Here is a 23,734-nt window from a genome sequence, read left to right as displayed (position 1 = left end):
TCTTCCGGGACGTTTTAAGGGTTGTCACTACGTCCGGCTTATAAGATCATATGCCGTTATACGTTGTTTACGCTTTGAGGAATCCACGATGAGTGAGGCAGAAGCCCGCCCGAGTAACTTTATTCGTCAGATCATCGATGAAGATCTGGCCAGTGGTAAGCACACCACAGTCCACACGCGTTTCCCGCCGGAGCCAAATGGCTACCTGCACATTGGTCACGCCAAATCGATCTGCCTGAACTTTGGTATTGCGCAAGATTACCAGGGGCAGTGCAACCTGCGTTTCGATGACACCAACCCAGTAAAAGAAGACATCGAATACGTTGAGTCGATTAAAAACGACGTGCAATGGCTGGGCTTCAACTGGTCTGGCGATATCTGCTACTCCTCAGACTATTTCGATCAGCTGTATGCATATGCGGTTGAACTGATTAACAAAGGTCTGGCATACGTTGACGAGCTGTCTGCTGACGAAATCCGTGAATACCGCGGTACGCTGACTCAGCCTGGTAAAAACAGCCCGTTCCGCGATCGTAGCGTGGAAGAGAACCTGGCGCTGTTTGAAAAAATGCGTGCCGGTGGCTTCGAAGAAGGTAAAGCGTGTCTGCGTGCCAAAATCGATATGGCGTCTCCGTTCATCGTGATGCGCGATCCGGTGCTGTACCGCATTAAGTTCGCTGAACACCACCAGACCGGTAACAAGTGGTGCATCTACCCGATGTACGACTTCACCCACTGCATCAGCGATGCGCTGGAAGGCATTACGCACTCTCTGTGCACGCTGGAATTCCAGGACAACCGTCGTCTGTACGACTGGGTGCTGGATAACATCACCATTCCTGTGCATCCGCGTCAGTACGAGTTCTCTCGTCTGAACCTGGAATACACCGTGATGTCCAAGCGTAAGCTGAACCTGCTGGTCACCGACAAGCACGTTGAAGGCTGGGACGACCCGCGTATGCCGACCATCTCTGGCCTGCGTCGTCGTGGCTATACCTCGGCGTCCATTCGTGAGTTCTGCAAACGTATTGGCGTTACCAAGCAGGACAACACCATCGAAATGGCGTCTCTGGAATCCTGCATTCGCGAAGACCTGAACGAAAACGCGCCGCGCGCGATGGCAGTGATCGATCCAGTGAAACTGGTCATCGAAAACTATCCGCAGGGCGGAAGCGAACTGGTCTCGATGCCTAACCATCCGAACAAACCGGAAATGGGCACCCGCGACGTGCCGTTCAGCGGTGAAATCTGGATCGATCGCGCCGACTTCCGCGAAGAAGCGAACAAGCAGTACAAGCGTCTGGTGCTGGGCAAAGAAGTGCGTCTTCGTAACGCCTATGTGATCAAAGCCGAGCGCGTAGAGAAAGATGCGGAAGGTAACATCACGACCATCTTCTGTACGTACGACGCAGAGACGCTGAGTAAAGATCCGGCGGATGGCCGTAAAGTGAAAGGTGTGATCCACTGGGTGAGTGCGCAGCATGCGCTGCCGGTTGAGATCCGTCTCTACGATCGTCTGTTCAGCGTACCTAACCCAGGCGCTGCGGAGGACTTCCTGGCGGTTATCAACCCTGAGTCGTTGATTATCAAGCAGGGGTATGCCGAGCCGTCTCTGAAAGCCGCTGAAGCCGGTAAAGCGTTCCAGTTTGAACGTGAGGGTTACTTCTGCCTGGACAGCCGTTACAGCACGGCAGAAAAACCGGTATTTAACCGTACCGTCGGTCTGCGTGATACCTGGACTAAGATCGGCGAATAATAACGCTGCCATGGTCAATGAGAAACAAACGCCGCGTAATGCGGCGTTTTTTTATTTAACGATCATGTCGTTAAGCATCGGGATGATGAATTAAAGCCAACATTCCAGGTCAATGTGGTGCTACTTATTTTATTTAAAAAAGTTTGTTGTTTTCCAAAAACAGAAACGCTGAAAAATATATTCACAATATCAATGTTACTTACTGAAAATTAGCGCATTCCCCCGCCAGTACTTGCTTCCCGGTGAATGTTACAAAGCACTACGAAATATGTGCTCTTCGTCATAATCCTGACTTTTGCCTGATTAAAAGCATTGATAATTCGCGTCGCGAAAAATAACCTAAAGACGGTAGTTAATTCGAGGGTATTTCTGACTACCCCTGACCACTTGGTCTTTTCTGTTTTTCGCCGTTTAAGGCGTTTTAATTCGTCAAAGAGGAATAATCTATGCGTACGTTCAGTGGCAAACGTAGTGCGCTGGCGCTGGCTATCGCCGGTGTGACAGCAATGTCGGGCCTGGTGGTTGCGCCAGAGGCAAAAGCAACAGGTTTCATCGAAGATTCCACCCTCACGGGCGGTATTTATTACTGGCAGCGTGAGCGTGACCGTAAAGACGTCACTGAAGATAAATACAAAACCAACCTTTCTCACTCGACCTGGAACGCCAACCTTGATTTCCAGTCGGGATATGCCGCCGATATGTTCGGGATCGATATTGCAGCGTTCACCGCAATTGAAATGGCCGAAAATGGCGACAGCGGCCATCCGAACGAAATTGCGTTCTCCTCCAGCAATAAAGCCTACGACGAAGACTGGTCCGGCGATAAAAGCGGAATCAGCCTGTATAAAGCGGCTGCAAAATTCAAATATGGTCCGGTCTGGGCGCGTGGAGGTTATATCCAGCCAACCGGCCAGACGCTGTTAGCACCGCACTGGAGCTTTATGCCAGGTACCTATCAGGGTGCGGAAGCCGGTGCTAATTTTGACTACGGCGATGCGGGGGCGTTGAGCTTCTCCTATATGTGGACCAACGAGTACAAAGCGCCGTGGCACATTGAGATGGACAAGTTCTATCAGAATGATAAAAAAACCAAAGTTGATTATCTCCACTCGCTGGGGGCGAAGTACGACTTCAAAAACGATCTGGTGCTGGAAGCTGCTTTTGGTCAGGCTGAAGGCTATATCGATCAGTACTTTGCTAAAGCCAGCTACAAATTTGATATCGCGGGTAGCCCGCTGAGCACCAGCTATCAGTTCTACGGTACGCGCGACAAAGTCAGTGATGGCAGCGTAAATGATATCTATGACGGCACCGCGTGGTTACAGGCGCTGACCTTCGGCTACAAGGTAGGTCAGGTTGATTTACGTCTGGAGGGAACATGGGTCAAGGCAGAAGGGCAGCAGGGCTACTTCCTGCAACGTATGACGCCAACCTACGCCTCTTCCAATGGTCGTCTGGATATCTGGTGGGATAACCGCTCTGACTTTAACGCCGACGGCGAAAAGGCGGTCTTCTTCGGCGCAATGTATGACCTGAAGAACTGGAACCTGCCTGGCTGGGCGGTGGGTGCGTCCTACGCGTACGCCTGGGACGCGAAGCCAGCAGATATGGCTACGCCAGACGCCTACTACGATCCGAACTACCGTCTGAAAGAGTCTTCATACAGCCTGGATGCGATTTACACCCTTCAGGAGGGCCGTGCGAAAGGCACGATGTTCAAACTGCACTTCACCCAGTATGACAACCACTCCGATATCCCGAGCTACGCGGGCGGTTACGGCAACATCTTCCAGGATGAACGTGACGTGAAATTCATGGTCATTGCGCCATTCACAATCTTCTGATGAACACGCTGGCGGGCGAAATCCCGCCTGCATGGAGACTGCATATGATGAAAAAAATGGTAATCGTTGCGCTGCTGGCATCGGGGCTGGTGGCGTGTGCGCAGGATCAGGCGCAGAAAGAAGACTCCCGTCTGAAGGAGGCGTATAGCGCCTGCATCAATACAGCACAAGGATCGCCAGAGAAGATTGAAGCCTGCCAGAGCGTGCTGAATGTGCTGAAAAAAGAGAAAGCGCATGAGCAGTTTGCGACGCAGGAAAATGTTCGCGTGATGGATTACCAGGCCTGTATCCAGGCGCGGAAAAGCGGTAACGATCAGGAAGTGGCGAAGCGTTGCGATAAGATCTGGGACGAGATTCGCAATAACAATAAATAAGTTGCTTTACGCCCGGTGGCGCTGCGCTTACCGGGCCTACAACGGTGTCACAGCCCGTAGGCCCGGTAAGCGCAGCGCCACCGGGCTTTTTTCAGGCAAAAAAAAGCCAACCTTACGGCTGGCTCAGAGTATGAACACGATATTATTTCGCGTCGTGCGCGTGGTCGTCTTCGCGGCAATCGCCTTCAGCGCAGTGACCGTACAGGTACAGGCTGTGGTTGGTCAGGCGGATGCCATGACGGGCGGCGATTTCACGCTGGCGTGATTCAATGGAATCATCGCTAAATTCAATGACCTTGCCACAGTCGAGGCAGATCAGGTGATCGTGGTGATGCTGCTGAGTCAGCTCGAACACGGATTTACCGCCTTCGAAATTATGACGAGTAACAATGCCCGCGTCATCAAACTGGTTCAGCACACGATAGACGGTTGCCAGCCCAATCTCTTCACCCATATCGATAAGACGCTTATAAAGGTCTTCCGCACTGACATGGTGATTGTCTGGCCCCTGAAGCACTTCAAGGATTTTTAACCGAGGAAGCGTTACTTTCAGGCCAGCTTTCTTTAATGCGGTATTGTTGTCAGTCATGCGGAATCTGTCCTGTTGCTAAACGATTCACTTCAAAAGAAGAAGTGACAGAAAATGCACTTGGGATAATGCGTCTCATTATAGAACTGCCATGGCTAAATGAAAACTGCAAGTCTCAAGCAAAGTATGCTTATAAAAACGTGGTATCACCAACAAACTTGTTCGATGGCACCCACTTTTTACCAGGGGGATATTGTACAGGTCTGGGCGAAAAAGTTAAAAGTTTGTAGCAATTAATTTAATCGGTTTTACCTGGAAAACGGGCGCAACCGGAGTTGCGCCGCAGGGATATCAGGCGTTAAGGATATCGTCCAGGTTCAGCTCTTCACGAACCTGCTTAACCCATTTTTCTACACGCTCAGCGGTCAGCTCTGGCTGACGGTCTTCATCAATGGCCAGGCCAACGAAGTGATCGTCATCTGCCAGACCTTTGGACGCTTCGAAATGGTAACCCGCCGTTGGCCAGTGACCGACGATCGCCGCACCGCGTGGCTCAATGATGTCGCGAATAGTGCCCAGCGCATCACAGAAATACTCAGCATAGTCTTCCTGATCGCCACAGCCAAACAGGGCAACCAGCTTGCCGTTGAAGTCTACTTCTTCCAGCGTCGGGAAGAAATCGTCCCAGTCACACTGTGCTTCACCGTAGTACCAGGTCGGGATGCCCAGCAGCAGGATGTCATAGCCCTCGAGATCTTCTTTGCTGCTCTTGGCGATGTCATGCACATCAGCAACGTCTTTACCGAGCTGTTTTTGAATGTTTTTTGCGATATTTTCAGTATTGCCGGTATCACTGCCAAAGAAAATGCCGATGATTGCCATGAGTAAAATAACCTCTTGAAACTTAATGGTATGGTGGCGCAAATTGTCCACGGATAAGGGCAATAATAGCAGAACAGGCAACCCTGCGGAAACAGCTATCACGCAGGACTGCACTCTGTGCTACATGAAAAAGGTAATATTGGGGATTTTCTGACTCACGCCTTGCCGCGTAACGTCTCAAGCTGGGCGATCAGCATCTCTTCGATCAGTTCGCTGCGGCTGATGTTGCGCGCGTCAGCTAACTCGTTAAGCGCATCGACGGCATCGGCATTCAGCTTCAGTTCGACACGCTTAAGCCCACGATTTTTATCGCGTTTAAGCTGGTTGCGTTTATTGATACGCAGCTGTTCATCGCGCGAAAGCGGATTCGTTTTCGGTCGTCCCGGTCGACGCTCATTCGCGAACAGATCTAGTGTCGTACGGTCCGTTTGTTCTTTGGCCATGATTCTGAGACTTCGGGGGAAACACGCCGCCCTGCTAATGCCCGGGCGATAAGCGCGCCATCATACATCACCCAAATCCACACGCCAACGACTGGAAGCCCGTCGTCTTCCGGTCGCTGGCTTTTTAATCAATTCGCTGTATCAGTAAGATAGCGGCGAATGGCGCGCAGGACGGCATCCGGTTTTTCCGCGTGTACCCAGTGCCCGGCACCCGCAATAACGTGAGCGCGAGCCTGCGGGAATTGCGCCAGCAGCGTGTCACGGTATGCATCAGTGACGTAAGGGGAGTTGCCGCCGCGAATAAAAAGGGTAGGGTGCGGCCAGGCGGGGACGGTTTCCCAGCCCACAATATGCGAATACTGATCCCACAATACCGGGACGTTAAAGCGCCATTGTCCGTCAACAAACGATTTCAGCAGGAACTGGACCACGCCTTCCTCATCAAGATGCTCACGCATAACGGCAGCCGCCTGCTGGCGGGTTGCGACACCCGCTTCGGTGACCGCATTGATGGCGGCAAAAATCTCATCGTGACGGCGAACGTCGTAATTGACGGGCGCAACGTCGATGACCACCAGCCCGGAAATTCGCTCAGGGGCCAGCGCAGTGAGCGCCATCACCGCTTTGCCGCCCATTGAATGCCCGATAAGCGTCGCTTTCTGGATATTATTCGCATCGAGGGTGTCCCGCAGATCCTGCGCCATGGCTGCGTAGGTCATCTCCTCCGAGCGCCCAGAAAGACCGTGATTGCGCATATCAACCTGGAGGATCGCGTGATCGGCCACTAAATCGCGCGCAAGCACACCCAGATTATCCAGGCTACCAAACAGGCCGTGAACCAGTACGATGGGAGAATTATTGTTCGGCGATTGTGCAGTTTGCGCTCGGGTATTCAATTTCATGGCAAAGTTCTTTTTTTAGGTTTGTCAGGTTAGGGTATCATGTTGACCATTCTGCCGCCCGGGGGCAAGGATCCAGTTTAATCTGACTTTTGCCGCCAACCTGGTTTGACGCTATCCGCTGTTGGGATTTGACCTTATAATCTCAACGACTTGTATTCAGATAAGATATCGCACTGGATTAAGATGAAAACAATCGAAGTTGATGACGAACTCTATCAGTATATTGCCAGCCAGACGCGGCATATTGGGGAGAGCGCGTCCGACATTTTACGGCGCATGCTCAAAATTTCCGCCGCCTCACAGCCCACTCCTGTCACTAAAGATGTCGTGTCTCAGCCGAGCGTTGTTGCACAAGTAAAACCTGCCGTCATGCCGGCAAAAGACAAAGTGCGAGCGATGCGCGAGCTGCTGCTGTCCGATGAATATGCCGAGCAGAAAAAGGCGGTTAACCGCTTTATGCTGGTGCTGTCTACACTTTACTCACTGGATAACAACGCATTTGCAGAAGCGACAGAGTCGCTGCACGGTCGCACGCGCGTTTACTTCGCAGGCGACGAGCAGACCCTGCTGCAAAATGGCAACCAAACCAAACCCAAACACGTTCCCGGTACACCATACTGGGTGATCACCAACACCAATACGGGCCGTAAGTGCAGCATGATCGAACATATCATGCAGTCCATGCAGTTCCCGGCGGAATTGATCGAAAAGGTTTGCGGTACAATTTAACCCTTGCATCAGAAGGACCAGGCAATGGCAAATCACAGCCGTGCAGGACAACCTGCACAACAACGCGATTTGATTAACGTCGCTCAACTGACCGCGCAGTACTACGTGCTGAAGCCGGTGGTGGGCAACGCAGAACACGCAGTGAAGTTTGGTACATCTGGCCACCGCGGTAGTGCGGCGCGCCACAGCTTTAACGAACCGCACATTCTGGCCATTGCTCAGGCCATCGCGGAAGAGCGCGCCAAAAATGGCGTCACCGGTCCGTGCTATGTAGGGAAAGATACCCACGCCCTGTCTGAACCTGCTTTTATCTCCGTGCTGGAAGTGCTGGCGGCGAACGGCGTAGACGTGATTGTTCAGGAGAACAACGGTTTTACGCCAACGCCAGCGGTTTCTAACGCTATTCTGGTACACAACAAAAAAGGTGGCGCGCAGGCTGACGGCATTGTGATCACCCCGTCCCACAACCCACCGGAAGATGGCGGCATCAAGTACAACCCACCTAACGGTGGCCCGGCGGATACCAACGTCACGAAAGTGGTGGAAGATCGTGCCAACGCGTTACTGGCTAACGGTCTGAACGGTGTGAAACGCATCTCGCTGGATGAAGCCATGGCCTCCGGCCACGTGAAAGAGCAGGATCTGGTGCAGCCGTTCGTGGAAGGGCTGGCGGATATCGTCGATATGGCCGCTATCCAGAAAGCCGGTCTGAAGCTGGGCGTGGATCCACTGGGCGGCTCCGGTATTGAATACTGGAAACGCATTGCCGAGCACTACAAGCTGGATCTGACCATCGTGAACGATCACGTCGATCAGACCTTCCGCTTTATGCACCTGGACAAAGACGGCGCGATCCGTATGGACTGCTCCTCCGAATGCGCAATGGCTGGCCTGCTGGCGCTGCGCGACAAGTTCGATCTGGCGTTTGCCAACGACCCGGACTACGACCGCCACGGTATCGTCACCCCGGCAGGGCTGATGAACCCGAACCACTACCTGGCTGTTGCAATCAATTATCTCTTCCAGCACCGTCCGCAGTGGGGCAAAGAGGTCGCGGTGGGTAAAACGCTGGTCTCTTCCGCTATGATTGACCGTGTGGTCGACGCGCTGGGTCGCAAGCTGGTGGAAGTGCCGGTGGGCTTTAAGTGGTTTGTTGATGGTCTGCACGACGGCAGCTTCGGCTTTGGCGGTGAAGAGAGCGCGGGGGCATCCTTCCTGCGCTTCGACGGCACCCCATGGTCAACCGATAAAGACGGCATCATCATGTGCCTGCTGGCGGCGGAAATCACCGCGGTCACCGGTAAGAACCCGCAGGAACATTACAACGAGCTGGCGGAACGTTTTGGTGCGCCAAGCTATAACCGTATTCAGGCTAGCGCCACGTCTGCGCAAAAAGCAGCCCTGTCAAAACTCTCTCCGGAGATGGTCAGTGCCAGTACCCTGGCAGGTGACCCGATCACCGCGCGTCTGACGGCGGCGCCGGGTAACGGCGCATCGATCGGCGGCCTGAAAGTGATGACCGAAAACGGCTGGTTCGCCGCGCGTCCATCCGGTACGGAAGATGCGTACAAAATCTATTGTGAAAGCTTCCTCGGCGCTGAGCATCGTCAGCAGATTGAGAAAGAAGCGGTAGAGATTGTCAGCGAAGTGCTGAAAAACGCGTAAGTCGTGATCTGGTGCGGGCTGATGCCCTCACCCCGGCCCTCTGCCACTGGGAGAGGGAGAAAACATAAAAAACGGCAACCTCAGGGTTGCCGTTTTGCATTGACCTCGTAGGCCCGGTAAGCGCCAGTGCCACCGGGCTTCTTTTTTAACTATGTTTATTCTTCAGTTCAAACCGTGGTGAGACCAGACCGTACAGCGTCCAGCCCATGAATGTCACCATCGCCCCATACAGCATCGCCTCCTGACCGGACGAGTAGAGCGCATAGAAGCTGTAAATCGCCCCAATCAGCGCCACGATATTGGCCGCCCGGGCTTTGCGCGGATCCACCTTCGCCACCTTCTGAATAATCACCAGCGCCGCCATCGACAGAATGTACGGAATGATGTTCGTCACCACCGCCAGGTTGACCAGCACGTTAAACTGGCTGTTCAGTGACGGGCTGATGGTCATCAGCGACAAACCGCTCTGGAAAACCACAATCGCCAGCATACCCTGCACCGGTGCATCCGCTTTGGTGACGCGGGAGAAGATTTTCGGGAAATAACCTTCGTCAGCGGAAGATTTGAATACCTGGGCGATGGTGAACTGCCAGCCCAGCAGCGAGCCGCAGCAGGACATCACCATCAGTCCCATGATCACTTTCCCTACCTCCGGCGTAAACATCTGCGCAAACGCCAGTCCGAACGGCGCCGTGGAGTTAGCCAGATCCATGTTGGGCACAATTCCCGCAATCACGTTGGTTGAGACGATATAGATCACCGCCGCCCCCAGCGTCCCGCCGAGTACCGCGATCGGCACATTTTTCTCCGGGTTTTCCACCACTTCCGCATTCGCACAGGCCGACTCCAGCCCGAGGAAGGCCCACAGCGTCATGGCGATGGACGATCCCACGGCGGTGAAGAACGGTACGTGATGCGGATTCCAGGAATTGGCGTACAGCGTCGGGCTGAACCAGAACCAGCCGATGATGCACAGGCCGACAACCGGGATGATGACGCCCCAGACGGTGATGCTGCTGAGCTGTCCGGTGATGCGCGCGCCGCCAAAGTTAGCGACGGTGCAGATCCAGAGCACGCCGATGGTCGCCAGCCCAATTTGCACCGGGGTCAGCGTCGCGCCAAACAGCTCTGTGCCGTAACCGACAGCGGAAATGGCAATCGCCACATTGGCGATCAGCAGCGACACGCCATAGGTATAGTTCGCCATAAAGTTACCGGACTTACCAAACGCATATTCGGCATAGCCGCCCATGCCGCCGGACTTGCGGCTGAACATACCGCACTTGGCAAACGCCCACGCCAGCGCCATCGAACCCACGGCGGTAACAAGCCAGGAGATAATCGAAATCGTCCCCACTTCAGCGAGCTTGGTGGGGAGCATGATGATCCCCGAACCCATCATATTCACCATGGTGAGAATAGTGAGTTGCACCACGCCCATCTTGTTGGCCTTACTCATAATTTTTCTCCTTTCAGCAGCGATGGCTGAGCGGCAGGTTGTTTGATGACGTAGCAGCGCACCTGTTTGCGACCGTCACACTCCTCGACGTAAACCCCCTGTAACTCCGGCGCAAAACCCGGCAGCAGATTGATCCCGTCTTCCAGCGCGGCGAAATAGCGCAGCACGGAACCGCCCCAGACTTCTCCCGGCACCACGCACAACACCCCCGGTGGGTAAGGCAGCGCGCCTTCCGCGGCGATACGTCCTTCCGCGTCGCGCAGGGACACCAGCTCGACCTCACCGCGCAGATAGGCATAGTTCGCCTCCTGCGGGTTCATCATGACGCGTGGGAAGTGAGACTTGCGGAACATCTCTTTTTGCAGTTGCTTCACGTTATGGCGGGCGTAGAGGTCATGCATCTCCTGACAAATCTGACGCAGGGTATAATCCGCATAACGTTCCGGATGTTGCTTATAAAGAGAGGGCAGAACCTCTTTCAGCGGCACATCGCTCTGGAGCAGTTTTTCGAAGCGCACCAGCTGGGCGACGAGCTGCTGCAATTTGCCCATGTCCTCCGCCGGGGTGAGCAGGAACAGAATGGAATTGAGGTCGCATTTTTCCGGCACGATGCCGTTTTCACGCAGGAAGTTGGCGAGGATGGTCGCGGGCACGCCGAAATCATCGTACTCACCGGTGCGGGCGTTGATGCCCGGCGTAGTCAGCAGCAGTTTGCAGGGATCGATAAAATACTGATGCTCGGCGTATCCCTCAAAGGCGTGCCAGCGTTCGCCCGGAACGAAATGGAAGAAGCGCAGATCGGTCGCAATCTCTGCCGTATCCCAGCTTTCCCATGGACGGCCATCCACCGTCTCCGGCACGAACGGACGAATAAAATGACAGTTCTGAAGGATCAGTTTCCGCGCTTCGATACCCGTCACCACGCAGTCCATCCACATGTTGCGCCCACTTTGCCCCTCGTGCATGCGGGCGTTGATATCCAGGGCGGCAAACAGCGGATAAAACGGGCTGGTGGAGGCGTGCATCATAAAGGCGTTGTTGAGGCGTTTATGCGGGACATAGCGCGGCTGGCCTTTTATGTGGCTGTCCTTCTTATGGATTTGCGAGGTTTGCGAGAAGCCCGCCTGCTGCTTATGCACCGACTGGGTCACCAGAATGCCCGGATCGTTTTCGTTCAGCTCCAGCAGCAGCGGCGAGCAGTCGGCCATCATCGGGATAAACTGCTCGTAACCCACCCAGGCGGAGTCAAACAGAATGTAATCGCACAGGTGACCAATCTTATCCACCACCTGACGGGCGTTATAAATGGTACCGTCGTAGGTGCCCAGCTGGATCACCGCCAGACGGAACGGACGTTCATCCCGCGCACGGCCAGGCGCGACCTCTGACACCAGCTCCCGCAGGTAGCTCTCGTCGAAACAGTGTGCGTCGATACCGCCGATAAACCCGTACGGGTTGCGCGCCGTTTCCAGATACACCGGCGTCGCGCCCGCCTGTAACAGCGCCCCGTGGTGATTAGATTTATGGTTATTGCGATCGAACAGCACCAGATCGCCTGGCGTGAGCAGGGCATTGAGCACCACCTTGTTGGAAGAGGAGGTGCCGTTCAGCACGAAGTAGGTTTTATCCGCATTAAAGACTTTTGCCGCATGCTGCTGGGCGATGCATGGCGCGCCTTCGTGGATCAGCAGATCGCCCATTGCCACGTCGGCATTGCACAGATCGGCGCGGAAAAGCGTTTCGCCAAAGAAATCGACAAACTGGTTTCCGGCCGGATGGCGGCGGAAGAACTGGCCTCCCTGATGTCCGGGGCAGTCAAACGCGCTGTTCCCCTGCTGGACGTAATCGACCAGCGCGCGGAAGAACGGCGGGCGGAGCTGGGTTTCGTACTTCTGTGCAGCCGCTTCAAGCTGGCGTCCGTAGTACGCATTGCTGGTGTCGGAGTACTCAAAAACGCCGCGAATACGCGACAGAAATTCAGCCGGAACCCTTTCTTCTTTATGCGTGGCAATAAACACCGGGATACCGAATCCCGTGGCTTCAATTTCTTCTATGGCGCCATTGAAAATATCGCTGACGGCCAGAACCACGGCTGCCACATCAATATAATCTGATGCGGTGATATCCACGATGTCGCGCGAAGTGGTAAAGCATTCAGGGCAGGCACGGCTGACGGCAATTTTTAACGTTTTCATCTTTATCTCTTTATTTCATGCAATATGGGGCCCTCGACTTCTTGCGGTAAAGAAATCGATTATTTCCGGAAAAAAAAGCAAAGCGTGTCCGCTGATACGAAATCAGTTAATTGCTTTTTTGCTGAGTAGAATTCAGTCCGCCCGGTTGCGGAGAATCTGAATCACAAGGAATGAGCGCAGGTGTTCACAGGCAACAGCCTGTAAAATAGCGTTTTTCAGGATAACCTGTAAGCAGATGCGCCAGAAGTCGAAGGACTACCGGGCGTTAAAGAGATGAAAGTCAAAACAGTTACGGTGGGCAAACATCATGATATGTGTTGTCCGCCTTATATGGGGCATTAAACGATTATTGTTTTCCATGTTCAGTTTCCTTTCAGTAATTGAAAGCATGGTCATTTTATCCAGGAAAAAGGGATTAACTGTGAAACAGATCACCAATAACCGATCATTTTAGAAATAATTAGTCGTTTTGAGTGAATAACGCAGATCAAAATGCTGTTTTGTTGGTTCGGTGTTAATTTGATGTTTTAATTGTGTTTAAAGAGGGCGGATATAGCTATGAAAATAAACTCATCGTTATTTTCATGGCTATATTAAGGCTGGTATGTTTTTTATTTAAAATTAAAGTGAATACTTATTCAGATCATAAACCGATATCCGATACCGGTTTCTGTTAATAAATGACGAGGACGCGCGGGATCGGCTTCAAGTTTCTGGCGAAGGTGTCCCATATAAATGCGTAAATAGTGACTATGCTCGACAGCATTCGGTCCCCAGACCTGGCTTAACAGCTGTCGCTGCGTTAACACTTTTCCGTGGTTATTGAGCAGCACGGCCAGCAGACGAAATTCGATAGGCGTAAGGTGGATCTCTTCTTCCCCTCGCACGATGCGGCGGGCAGCAAGATCGACGCGGATATCGCCAAAGGCGTACACCGGATCGGAAGGGGACGTAGCGCTGTGTCGACGCAGCGCCACACGAAGCCGGGCCTGTAACTCGCCAATGCCAAACGGTTTGATCAGATAATCATCCGCTCCGGCATCCAGCGCGGCGATTTTATCCGTCTCTTCGGTGCGGGCAGAGAGCACCAGAATGGGCATCTGGCTCCACTGACGCACCTCACGAATAAAATCGATGCCGTCGCCATCCGGAAGTCCCAGATCCAGGATCACCAGATCTGGCTTGCGGGTGGCGGCTTCAATTAACCCCCGTTGAAGCGTACCGGCTTCATGCACGCGCAAGCCGTCGCCTTCCAGCGCGGTACGCAGAAATCGGCTGATAGCGAGCTCATCTTCAACAATCAGAACGTTAATCACAAATCCTCTGGTAATTCATCAAGTTCTGGTGGGGTTTCAAGAGGAAGTGTAACACAAAAGCGTGCCCCACCTTCCGGGCGGTTCTCTGCGGAAATGGTGCCACCATGCACGTCGACAATCGCCTGGCAGATCGCCAGACCCAGCCCAACGCCCGGAATGGCGGATTCCTTATTACCGCGCGCAAATTTTTCGAATATGGCGCGCTCCTGACCGGCCGGAATACCCGGCCCGTTATCCCAGACGTCGAGCCGCAGCACACGTTTATCCACCATGGCAGCAATCCCCAGCCGGGCCTTTGTCCCGGCGTATTTAGCCGCGTTTTCCAGCAGATTAATCAGCACGCGCTCAAACAGCGGGCCATCCATATGGATTAACGTCAGGGGTTCCGGCATGTCCAGCTCAATATGTCGCCCGCCGAGACCCGGCTCCAGCATCTTCAGCGCACTGCCGACAACCTCCTCAAGGGTGAGCCACTCTTTTTTGAGGTTAAACCCGCCGGACTGAATGCGCGCCATGTCCAGCAGGTTGTTCACCAGGCGCGTGGTATTCAGCACGTGCTGGCGAATTTCGCTGGCCTGCATCGCGTGCTTTGATCCTTCCGCCGCCAGATCCAGCGTCAGAATTTCGGACTGGCCAAACAGCACGGTAAGCGGGGTGCGCAAATCGTGAGACAGCGCTGCCAGCAGCGAATTGCGAATACTTTCGCGCTCGCTTGCCAGCCGCGCCTGCTCTTCGCTGGCGGTGAGCGCCAGCCGTTCAAGGGCGCTGGCGACCAGCAGGGTGAAGGTTTCCAGCAGGCGCTGCTGCTCTGGGATCATCAGCTGACGCAGGTTAGACGGCTCGACGATGACCAGCCCGTGATTTTTATCCGCGCTGCGCAGCGGCAGGATCTGGTAAGGCACGCCGGGCAGCGTGTCGGTGCCGGCGCCGGCAGGTAACCCCTTATCGAAACTCCAGCGGGCAATCGCTTCATCCCAGGGCGTCATCCCCGAAGGGGAGGTCAGCGGGCGAAGGCGCCCCTGTTCGTCGGGGAGCAAAATCAGGTTACTGGCATGAAAGGTCGAACGAATAAACTGCTCGCTGGTCTGCACGATATCCCGCTGCGTGCGGCCAACCGCCAGCGATTTTGACATTTCATACAGATGGCGCGTGCGCTGCTCGCGATAGCGGGCAATGCGTGCCTGGTAGCGTACGCCTGCCGTCAGATTCCCGATCACCAGCCCGACGGTAAGCATCACGGCAAAGGTCAGAATGTACTGCACGTCCGAGACAGCAAGCGTCCCGCGCGGAGCGATAAAAAAAAGGTCGAAGCTGATGACGTTGATCACCGTTGCCAGCACCGACGGCCAGCGGCCATAAAAGAGCGCGACCACAACGACGCCGAGCAGATAAATCATGACCAGATTGGCGGCGTCGAAGGCGATGAGCCACTGGCTGGCAATCACCGTAATCAGGGCGCAAAGGACCACGGCCACCAGGCAACCCCGGATCTGAATGCGCCATTTATCGCCAAAGGTGCGAGCATCCGGCGTACGGTTGGGCAGAGGGGCGGGCTTGTCATCCAGCGCGACGATGACTAAATCAAGATCCGGCGCGCGGCGGGCCAGCCTGTCGGCAAAAGATTCGCGGCTAAACCAGCGGCGATGCTGTCGACGTCCAATGACAATCTTGCCCAGGTTGTGCTCGCGCGCGTAGCGCAGAATGGCTTTATCTTCCTGCGGTTCGGAAAGGGTGGCGGTTTCGGCACCCAGCTCCTGCGCCAGCCGCAGCGCGCTCAAAATGGCGCGACGCTGATTTTCTGGCAGACCATGCAGCTGCGGCGTTTCGACGTAGACCGCGTGCCAGACGCTGCCAAATTTCGCTGCCAGCCGGGCGGCGGTGCGAACCAGTTTTTCGTTGCCGCTGCCGTGACCAATGCATAACAGAATGGCGTCCCGCGTGTGCCAGACGCGCTCTTGTCCCTGTAGGTCTCGCCAGGCGCGCATCTGGTCATCAACGCGATCGGCGGTGCGGCGCAGGGCCAGTTCGCGCAGGGCAATCAGGTTTCCTTTGCGGAAAAAATGTTCGATGGCGCGTTCGGCCTGGCCGGCAATATACACTTTGCCTTCGTGCAGGCGCTGGCGTAGATCGTCCGGCGGTAGGTCAACCAGTACGACTTCATCGGCAGAATCAAAAAACGGATCGGGGACGGTTTCCCGCACCTGGATACCGGTTACGCCGCTCACTACGTCGTTCAGGCTTTCCAGATGCTGAACATTCACCGTGGTGAAGACGTCAATGCCTGCCTCAAGCAGCTCCTCAACATCCTGCCAGCGCTTCGGATGGCGGGAGCCTGGCGCATTGCTGTGCGCCAGTTCGTCCATCAGGATCAGGGCAGGGCGGCGGGCGAGGGCGGCATCAAGATCAAACTCCGTGACCAGCCGCCCGCGATGGCTGATACGCTGGGGCGGCTGCGTCGCCAGCCCCGTCAGCAGCGCAGCCGTCTCTTTGCGACCGTGGGTTTCCACCACGCCGATGAGAATATCAAGCCCCTGCGCCCGAAGCCGCTGGGCTTCCGTCAGCATGGCGAAGGTTTTCCCGACGCCCGCGCAGGCGCCGAAGAAAATTTTCAGCTTGCCGCGGTGGGCTTCAGCCGTCTGTTCAAGCAGCCTGTCCGGATCCGGGCGCATGGGCTCGTCGGTCATTTAGTTTTTCCTTAGCGCGTCCAGCGCCAGATTCAGCTCAACAATATTCACTACCGGCATGCCGATAAAGCTGACCAGCGGCTTTTGCGTATGTTCTGCAACCAGCTGGCTCACCTGCTCGACGGTCAGCTGACGGGCGGCTGCCACGCGTGGGATCTGCCACACCACCGCATCCGGCGTCAGGCTGTAATCCAGCCCGCTCGCGGAAGCGGTGATCAGCTCAACCGGCACCTCACGGCTGGCCTGCGGATTCGCGGCGCGCAGGGCGGCAACGCGTTCAGCAACGGCTTTGTCCAGGTCAGGATTACTGCCAGCCAGATTGCTGCCGCCGGAGGCCATTGGATTATACGGGCTTTCCGCAGTGGCGGAAGGGCGTCCCTGGAAGTAGCGCGGGTCCGTAAAGTTCTGCCCAATCAGACGCGAGCCGCGGTTTTCACCGTTCTGGATAATCAGCGAGCCGTTGGCCTGATCTTTAAACCACCACTGGCCCAGCGCGGTAGTCATCAGCGGGTAAAGCCCGCCGGTAATCAGAGACAGCAGAATAAACAACAGTATAGCGGGACGTAACATCGTCATTGGATCCACCTTTTAAACCAGCCCGAACAGCGTTAACAGCATGTCGATAACCTTGATCCCAATAAAGGGCACCACCAGCCCACCCAGACCGTAAATCCACAGGTTACGGCGCAGCATGGCGGCGGCCGTCAGCGGCTTATAGCTCACCCCTTTCAGCGCCAGCGGAATAAGAAAGACAATAATCAGCGCGTTGAAGATCACCGCGCTCAAAATGGCCGAGGCCGGAGAGTGCAGGTGCATCACGTTCAGGGCATTCAACTGCGGGTAGGTTGCCGCAAAAGCCGCCGGAATGATGGCGAAATACTTCGCCACGTCGTTGGCGATACTGAACGTGGTCAGCGAGCCGCGCGTCATCAGCATCTGCTTCCCGATATGTACCACTTCGATCAGCTTGGTCGGGTTCGAGTCGAGATCCACCATGTTGCCCGCCTCTTTTGCCGCCTGGGTACCGGAGTTCATCGCCACCGCCACGTCGGCCTGCGCCAGCGCCGGGGCGTCGTTGGTGCCGTCGCCGGTCATCGCCACCAGACGGCCTTCCGCCTGATACTGGCGAATGAGTGCCAGCTTCGCTTCCGGCGTCGCTTCGGAAAGGAAATCATCCACGCCCGCTTCGGCGGCAATGGCCGCCGCAGTCAGACGGTTATCCCCGGTGATCATCACTGTTTTAATGCCCATCTTACGCATCTGGGCGAAACGCTCTTTAATACCGCCTTTAACGATATCCTTCAGGGCGATAACCCCCAGAACGCTTGCACCTTCCGCCACCACCAGCGGGGTTGCTCCCTGACGCGCCACGCTTTCCACCAGGTTGTCGACTTCCGGGGGGAAGTGTCCATTATTGGCTTCAATATGACGGCGAATGGCATCAACGGACCCTTTACGGATCATCCGGTCCTGAATGTTAATTCCGCTCATTCGGGTTTGCGCCGTAAAGGGCACGAACGTGGCGTGCAGGCTCTGAACGTCGCGCTGGCGCAGGTTAAAGTGCTGCTTGGCGAGGATCACGATACTGCGGCCTTCCGGCGTTTCATCGGCCAGCGAGGAAAGCTGAGCCGCGTCAGCCAGCGTTTTTTCATCCACGCCGGGAGCAGGTAGAAAGTCAGAGGCCTGACGATTGCCCAGGGTGATGGTCCCGGTTTTATCCAGCAGCAGCACGTCTACGTCACCCGCCGCTTCAACGGCGCGTCCGCTGGTGGCGATGACGTTCGCGCCCAGCATCCGGCTCATCCCCGCCACGCCAATCGCGGAAAGCAGGCCGCCGATAGTGGTGGGGATCAGACAGACGAGCAGGGCGATCAGTACGGTGATGCTAACCGCTGTACCGCCGTAGGCGGAGAAGGGCCACAGGGTCGCCGTTGCCAGCAGGAAGACAATGGTGAGCGCCACCAGCAGAATGGTCAGGGCGATCTCGTTCGGCGTTTTACGACGCTGTGCGCCTTCCACCATGGCGATCATCCGGTCGAGAAAGGTTTCGCCCGGGTTAACGCTGCACTGGATCACCAGCCAGTCGGAAAGAATGCGCGTTCCGCCGGTAACTGAGGCGAAATCTCCGCCCGACTCACGGATCACCGGTGCGGATTCCCCGGTAATGGCGCTTTCGTCTACCGACGCGCCGCCCTCAATCACCTCACCGTCGCAGGGGATGATGTCGCCAGCTTCCACCAGCACCACGTCACCTTTGCGCAGTTCATCCGCCGGAACGTGGTCCATCTGCGCGCCGTATTTAGGTTCGCGTAATTTGCGCGCAAAGGCGGTCTTTTTTACCCCTTTCAGGCTGTTGGCCTGTGCCTTACTGCGGCCTTCCGCTAACGCTTCGGCGAAGTTGGCGAACAGCACGGTAAACCACAGCCACAGGCTGATGGCGGCGGTAAAGGTTGCATTCCCTGAAAGGTGTCCCGTTCCCATGGCAATCGCCAGTGCGGTGGTGAGTAAACTTCCAGTCCAGACAATAAACATCACCGGGTTGTGCCACTGCACGCGCGGGCTCAGTTTTTTTACCGCATCCATGAGGGCCTGACGAACTAACGTCGGTTCGAGCAGGGCCAGTTGTTTACGACTCATGACAAATTCTCCGCAAAATCAGCGTAAAGAGAGATATTCCGCAACCGGGCCTAACGCGAGGGCGGGGATAAAGGTCAGGGCACCCACCAGCAAAACGGTGCCAATCAGCAGGCCGACGAACAGCGCGCCGTGAGTCGGTAACGTACCGGTGGTGGTCGGCTGGATCTTCTTATTCACCAGTGTTCCAGCGATCGCCATGACGGGAATAATCACGCCGAAACGTCCGATGAACATGCAGAACGCCAGCAAACAGTTCCAGAACGGCGAGTTGGCGCTTAATCCTGCAAAGGCGCTGCCGTTGTTGTTGGCGGCAGACGAAACGGCGTAAAGCACTTCGCTAAAGCCGTGAATGCCCGGGTTAAAGATGCCGTTGCGCCCGGCGGCGGTCATCAGCGCCAGCGCGGTACCGAGCAGCACAAGGGTGGGGGTGACCAGAATTGCCAGCGCGGTTAATTTCATTTCGCGGACGTCGATTTTTTTGCCGAGATACTCCGGCGTGCGACCGATCATTAGCCCGGCGATAAACACGGCGAGCAGAACGAACAACAGCATGCCGTACAGCCCCGAACCGACCCCACCGAAAACTACCTCGCCAATCTGCATCAGCCACATCGGGATCATGCCGCCGAGCGCGGTAAAAGAGTCGTGCATGGCGTTCACTGCCCCGCAGGAGGCCGCCGTGGTGACCACCGCATAGAGGCTGCTGGCAAGAATGCCGAAGCGGCTCTCTTTGCCTTCCAGGTTGATATTGCTGTTAGCCCCCAGCTGCATGAAGTGGCTGTTGCCGTTCCATTCGGCCCACATCACCAGTGCTACGCAGACCACGAAGATCAACGACATCGCCCACAGCAGCGTACGTCCCTGGCGGCGATCGTTAACCACATCGCCAAAGGCGAAGCAGAGCGCGGCGGGGATCAGGAAGATCGCCAGCATCTGTACAAAATTGGTTAATGCCGTTGGGTTTTCAAACGGATGCGATGAGTTGGCGTTGAAGAAGCCGCCGCCGTTGGTGCCCAGCATCTTGATCGCTTCCTGCGACGCCACCGGCCCCATAGGAAGGAGTTCCCTGGCCCCTTCAAGCGAGGTGTAAGGGGTATAAGGCAGCAGGTTTTGCAGAGTGCCTTGCTGAATAAAGAACAGGGCAATAATCAGCGCAACAGGCACCAGGATCCAAAGGGTGATGCGCGTGACATCAACCCAGGCGTTGCCGAGGGTGCTGACATTCTGACGGGCAAACGCGCGCGTCAGGGCGAAGATCACCGCGATACCGCTGGCCGCAGAAAGAAAGTTTTGCACGGTTAACCCGGCCATCTGGCTGAAGTAGCTGAGCGTGGTTTCACCAGCGTAAGACTGCCAGTTGGTGTTGGTGACAAAGCTGACCGCCGTGTTCAGCGCCAGATGCCAGGATAAACCCGGTAACTGCTGCGGGTTCAACGGCAGACTGCCCTGGAGCATCAGCAGCGTAAAGAGGGCAATAAGCCCCAGGATATTCAGAAGCAGTATCGCCATCAGGTACTGGCGCCAGTTCATTTCCCGATCGCTGATACCTGAAATGCGCCAGAGCACGTTTTCAATATTTCGCGTGCCCGGCAATGGCACGTTGTTTATCAGACGCGCCAGCGCTGTTCCCAGCGGCCTGGCGAGCACAAACAGCACCAGTAAAAAGCTGGCAATAAGCAAAAACGCCTGAGCAGCCATCAGAATGCCTCCGCATTAATCAGGGCATAAATCAGATAACCCAATAACAGGAACACCAGCACGATGCCGGCAATCAGACCTGCACTCACAATCCACCTCCGGGTGACTTTTGTTGTTGTACAAACGGTAGGATTTATGGCGCAAAGATTTCGCAAAAATCAGAAGGGCAGGTGTAAAAAAAGTATAAAAAGGGAAAGACCACAATTTAACTATTGGTAAGTAAATCGTTAACTTTTTTGTAACTTAATTACAGGCGGGAATGTAAATATTCACGAAATGGATGAAAATAAGTGGTCGGATGAGTAGTAAAATTACAAACAAAGCGGTATTATTTTAACCAGGTCACAGATTTCACATTTTCCGGAGACGGTTTCCGGCCAACTACAGGGGAGAAAATTATGGATCTTTATAAAGAGTTTCCGGCTCATATCATTTTCATGCGTCGCACTTTCGCCGTAGTGGCTGGCGTGCTGGCCCTGCCGGTGATGCTGTTCTGGAAAGATCGCGCACGTTTCTACAGTTACCTGCACCGCGTCTGGGCGAAAACCAGCGAGAAGCCGGTGTGGATGGATCAGGCCGAGAAAGCGACCTGCGATTTCTACTGATACGGTGTGACATCGTAGCCATAAAAAAACCGCCTACAGCAATGTGGCGGTTTTTTTGTCCCTCGGGATTCGCGGTCCGTTGGGTGGTTTTCAAGCTCTCACACAGAGGCTTACAAGCATACTTCTGCTGGTTTAATAAGCAAACGCTTCACTCCTAAATAAATTCTTAAAAACAGGTTCAATGGATTACGTTTTGCTCACGTGATGCCTACTATGCAGCGTCCCTTTCCGCCATCTCGCAAATGGGCACCGGTCCCGGGAAAGGTGTTACCACAACCGTGAGTCAGGCTCCACACAGAGCTTGTGTCCACCGATTTATCACCGGTGGTGATAGGTGGAGCGGTTAGCAGCAGGGACCGCATAGTGAAACGCTATTTATGCATCGCGTTCATTGTCGCCAGCGTACTTGTTGTAAAGAGTGATAAACCGGATGTGTTTATTGCCTTTACCCTGATAGCGCAGGACAAGTAGCGTTAAGGCCGCCTCGGGCGGCCTTTTTTATTTCATCCCGTCTACACTTCATGGCAAAGTAGTTCAATGCGTGCCTTTTTCCTTTTACGGCATGCCCTTACGGACATAATGGACAATTGCCAGGAGTTTTATGCCCACCCATCTGGTTTGGTTTCGCGCGGATTTACGCATTCACGACAACTTCGCTCTCGCGGCGGCCTGCCGCGCTAAAGACGCGAATGTGCTGGCCCTGTTTATCGCCACGCCTGAACAGTGGCGGCAGCATGACATGGCGCCCCGGCAAGCGGCACTACTCAGCGCGTATCTGAATGACCTGCAACATTCACTGGCTGAAAAAGGCATTCCGCTGATCTATAAAGAGGCCCATGATTTTGCCGCGCAGCGCCAGACGGTGCAGGCAATCTGCCAGCAGCACGCAGTAACGCATCTTTATTACAACTATCAGTATGAATTCAACGAGCAACAGCGGGATCGTCAGCTGGAGAAAACCCTTGCGGGCGTGGTCTGTGAAGGCTTTGATGACAGCGTGATGCTCGCGCCGGGCAGCGTAATGACCGGCAGTCACGAGATGTATAAAGTTTTCACGCCGTTTAAAAATGCCTTTATCAAACGCCTGAAAGAGGGACTACCTGAGTGCGTTACCGCCCCGGCCGTGAGAGGGGAAACGATAACGGATCTGCCTGAGATCAGGCTGAATTATCCCCAGCAGTCGTTCGATGAAACGGTATTCCCCGCCAGTGAGAAAGCAGCTATTGACCGGTTGCGTCAGTTCTGCACGCAGGGGGCGGCGGAGTACGAGGCGCGTCGGGATTTTCCAGCGACTGAAGGCACCAGCCGCTTGTCGGCCTGTTTAGCGCTGGGTGCGCTCTCTCCGCGCCAGTGTTTACATCGCCTGCTGGCGGAACAGCCTCAGGCCTTAGACGGGGGGGCGGGCGCAGTGTGGCTGAACGAACTGATCTGGCGTGAGTTTTATCGCCATCTGATGACGTATCATCCTGATTTGTGTAAACATCGGCCCTTTATTCGCTGGACCGAACAGGTACAGTGGCAGTCGAATGAGAAGCTGCTTAAAGCATGGCAGCGTGGGCTCACCGGCTTCCCGATTGTTGATGCGGCTATGCGGCAGCTCAATGAAACCGGGTGGATGCATAACCGTCTGCGTATGATTACCGCCAGCTTCCTGGTGAAGGATCTGCTTATCGACTGGCGAACCGGAGAGCGTTATTTTATCTCTCAGCTGATCGATGGCGATCTGGCGGCGAATAACGGCGGCTGGCAGTGGGCGGCCTCCACCGGAACGGATGCGGCTCCCTATTTTCGGATCTTCAATCCGACCACGCAGGGACAACGATTTGACGCCGACGGCGAGTTTATCCGTCGCTGGCTGCCGGAGCTTAAGGATGTCCCGGCCAAAGCCATTCATGAACCCTGGGTATGGGCGGATAAACAGCGTGTTACCCTGAACTATCCCCGTCCCATTGTCGACCATAAACAGGCGCGCGTCGCCACGCTGGCGGCGTACGAAGCCGCCCGAAAAGTTTGAGA

20 protein-coding genes are annotated in these 23,734 nt (G+C 55.1%); 7 read left to right on the top strand and 13 right to left on the bottom strand.

Translation table 11 applies throughout. The annotated features are described in order from the left end of the window. Positions 1-88 precede the first annotated feature (88 nt). The 3 genes from glnS to chiQ all read left to right on the top strand — a co-directional run bounded on the left by glnS (position 89) and on the right by chiQ (position 3,974). Positions 89-1,756: a glutamine--tRNA ligase gene (gene glnS, locus SK54_RS17185; RefSeq protein ID WP_015571127.1), complete on the top strand. Its 1,668-nt coding sequence runs from the start codon at positions 89-91 to the stop codon at positions 1,754-1,756. A gap of 446 nt (positions 1,757-2,202) precedes the next feature. Then, positions 2,203-3,600 (top strand): chitoporin ChiP, encoded by a 1,398-nt coding sequence (gene chiP / locus SK54_RS17180; protein ID WP_048247652.1) that lies wholly within the window; start codon positions 2,203-2,205, stop codon positions 3,598-3,600. A gap of 47 nt (positions 3,601-3,647) precedes the next feature. Beyond that, positions 3,648-3,974 carry a ChiQ/YbfN family lipoprotein gene (gene chiQ, locus SK54_RS17175; RefSeq protein WP_032102682.1) on the top strand — a complete coding sequence of 109 codons (327 nt, stop codon included), beginning with the start codon at positions 3,648-3,650 and terminating at the stop codon, positions 3,972-3,974. Between the two features lie 142 nt (positions 3,975-4,116). Here the strand turns inward: chiQ and fur are convergent, their stop codons facing one another. The 4 genes from fur to ybfF all read right to left on the bottom strand — a co-directional run bounded on the left by fur (position 4,117) and on the right by ybfF (position 6,730). Further along, positions 4,117-4,563, bottom strand: coding sequence for a ferric iron uptake transcriptional regulator (fur, locus tag SK54_RS17170; RefSeq protein ID WP_010428651.1), 447 nt, complete (start codon positions 4,561-4,563; stop codon positions 4,117-4,119). 291 nt (positions 4,564-4,854) lie between these two features. After that, the gene (gene fldA, locus SK54_RS17165; protein WP_003858653.1) at positions 4,855-5,385 is read right to left on the bottom strand and encodes a flavodoxin FldA; all 531 of its coding nucleotides are present in this window, start codon (positions 5,383-5,385) and stop codon (positions 4,855-4,857) included. A 155-nt stretch (positions 5,386-5,540) separates the two neighbouring features. After that, positions 5,541-5,828, bottom strand: coding sequence for a LexA regulated protein (gene ybfE, locus SK54_RS17160; RefSeq protein ID WP_003858652.1), 288 nt, complete (start codon positions 5,826-5,828; stop codon positions 5,541-5,543). 128 nt (positions 5,829-5,956) lie between these two features. Then, on the bottom strand, positions 5,957-6,730 hold the full coding sequence (ybfF, locus tag SK54_RS17155; protein WP_015571124.1) for an esterase: 774 nt from the start codon (positions 6,728-6,730) through the stop codon (positions 5,957-5,959). Between the two features lie 183 nt (positions 6,731-6,913). Between ybfF and seqA the strand changes: the two genes are divergently transcribed. Then, on the top strand, positions 6,914-7,459 hold the full coding sequence (gene seqA, locus SK54_RS22590) for a replication initiation negative regulator SeqA (RefSeq protein ID WP_003858650.1): 546 nt from the start codon (positions 6,914-6,916) through the stop codon (positions 7,457-7,459). Between the two features lie 24 nt (positions 7,460-7,483). Further along, on the top strand, positions 7,484-9,124 hold the full coding sequence (gene pgm / locus SK54_RS17145; protein WP_017384980.1) for a phosphoglucomutase (alpha-D-glucose-1,6-bisphosphate-dependent): 1,641 nt from the start codon (positions 7,484-7,486) through the stop codon (positions 9,122-9,124). A 145-nt stretch (positions 9,125-9,269) separates the two neighbouring features. On the opposite strand, the gene potE is transcribed toward pgm, so the two are convergent. From potE to kdpF, 9 genes are all read right to left on the bottom strand, one after another. Then, complete coding sequence (gene potE / locus SK54_RS17140; RefSeq protein ID WP_017694147.1) at positions 9,270-10,583, bottom strand: putrescine-ornithine antiporter; 1,314 nt, start codon at positions 10,581-10,583, stop codon at positions 9,270-9,272. Further along, positions 10,580-12,778, bottom strand: a complete 2,199-nt coding sequence (speF, locus tag SK54_RS17135) for an ornithine decarboxylase SpeF (protein WP_048247651.1) — start codon at positions 12,776-12,778, stop codon at positions 10,580-10,582. The genes potE and speF overlap by 4 nt, the downstream gene beginning before the upstream one ends. Positions 12,779-13,033: 255 nt before the next feature. Beyond that, the gene (gene speFL, locus SK54_RS22165) at positions 13,034-13,138 is read right to left on the bottom strand and encodes a leader peptide SpeFL (RefSeq protein ID WP_003858645.1); all 105 of its coding nucleotides are present in this window, start codon (positions 13,136-13,138) and stop codon (positions 13,034-13,036) included. Positions 13,139-13,416: 278 nt separating this feature from the next. After that, positions 13,417-14,094: a two-component system response regulator KdpE gene (gene kdpE / locus SK54_RS17130; RefSeq protein ID WP_003858643.1), complete on the bottom strand. Its 678-nt coding sequence runs from the start codon at positions 14,092-14,094 to the stop codon at positions 13,417-13,419. Then, on the bottom strand, positions 14,091-16,778 hold the full coding sequence (kdpD, locus tag SK54_RS17125; protein WP_045907118.1) for a two-component system sensor histidine kinase KdpD: 2,688 nt from the start codon (positions 16,776-16,778) through the stop codon (positions 14,091-14,093). Before kdpD ends, kdpE begins: the two co-directional genes overlap by 4 nt. Further along, the gene (gene kdpC, locus SK54_RS17120) at positions 16,779-17,354 is read right to left on the bottom strand and encodes a potassium-transporting ATPase subunit KdpC (protein WP_015571119.1); all 576 of its coding nucleotides are present in this window, start codon (positions 17,352-17,354) and stop codon (positions 16,779-16,781) included. A 12-nt stretch (positions 17,355-17,366) separates the two neighbouring features. Beyond that, positions 17,367-19,415: a potassium-transporting ATPase subunit KdpB gene (kdpB, locus tag SK54_RS17115; protein ID WP_045907117.1), complete on the bottom strand. Its 2,049-nt coding sequence runs from the start codon at positions 19,413-19,415 to the stop codon at positions 17,367-17,369. A gap of 18 nt (positions 19,416-19,433) precedes the next feature. After that, positions 19,434-21,113 (bottom strand): potassium-transporting ATPase subunit KdpA, encoded by a 1,680-nt coding sequence (gene kdpA / locus SK54_RS17110; RefSeq protein ID WP_045337938.1) that lies wholly within the window; start codon positions 21,111-21,113, stop codon positions 19,434-19,436. Continuing rightward, positions 21,113-21,202, bottom strand: coding sequence for a K(+)-transporting ATPase subunit F (gene kdpF / locus SK54_RS22405; RefSeq protein ID WP_003858638.1), 90 nt, complete (start codon positions 21,200-21,202; stop codon positions 21,113-21,115). The genes kdpA and kdpF overlap by 1 nt, the downstream gene beginning before the upstream one ends. Positions 21,203-21,511: 309 nt before the next feature. Here kdpF and SK54_RS17100 point away from each other — a divergent pair, with 309 nt between their 5' ends. Together SK54_RS17100 and phrB are read left to right on the top strand one after the other, a co-directional pair. Then, positions 21,512-21,718 (top strand): YbfA family protein, encoded by a 207-nt coding sequence (locus SK54_RS17100; protein WP_003858637.1) that lies wholly within the window; start codon positions 21,512-21,514, stop codon positions 21,716-21,718. Between the two features lie 601 nt (positions 21,719-22,319). Beyond that, entirely contained in the window at positions 22,320-23,732 is a 1,413-nt protein-coding gene (gene phrB, locus SK54_RS17095; protein WP_045334338.1) for a deoxyribodipyrimidine photo-lyase, read from the top strand. Positions 23,733-23,734 lie beyond the last annotated feature (2 nt).

Source organism: Enterobacter sp. MGH120 (assembly GCF_001037725.1).
Classification (GTDB): domain Bacteria; phylum Pseudomonadota; class Gammaproteobacteria; order Enterobacterales; family Enterobacteriaceae; genus Enterobacter; species Enterobacter hormaechei_C.
This window is presented reverse-complemented; position numbering and strand designations above follow the sequence as displayed.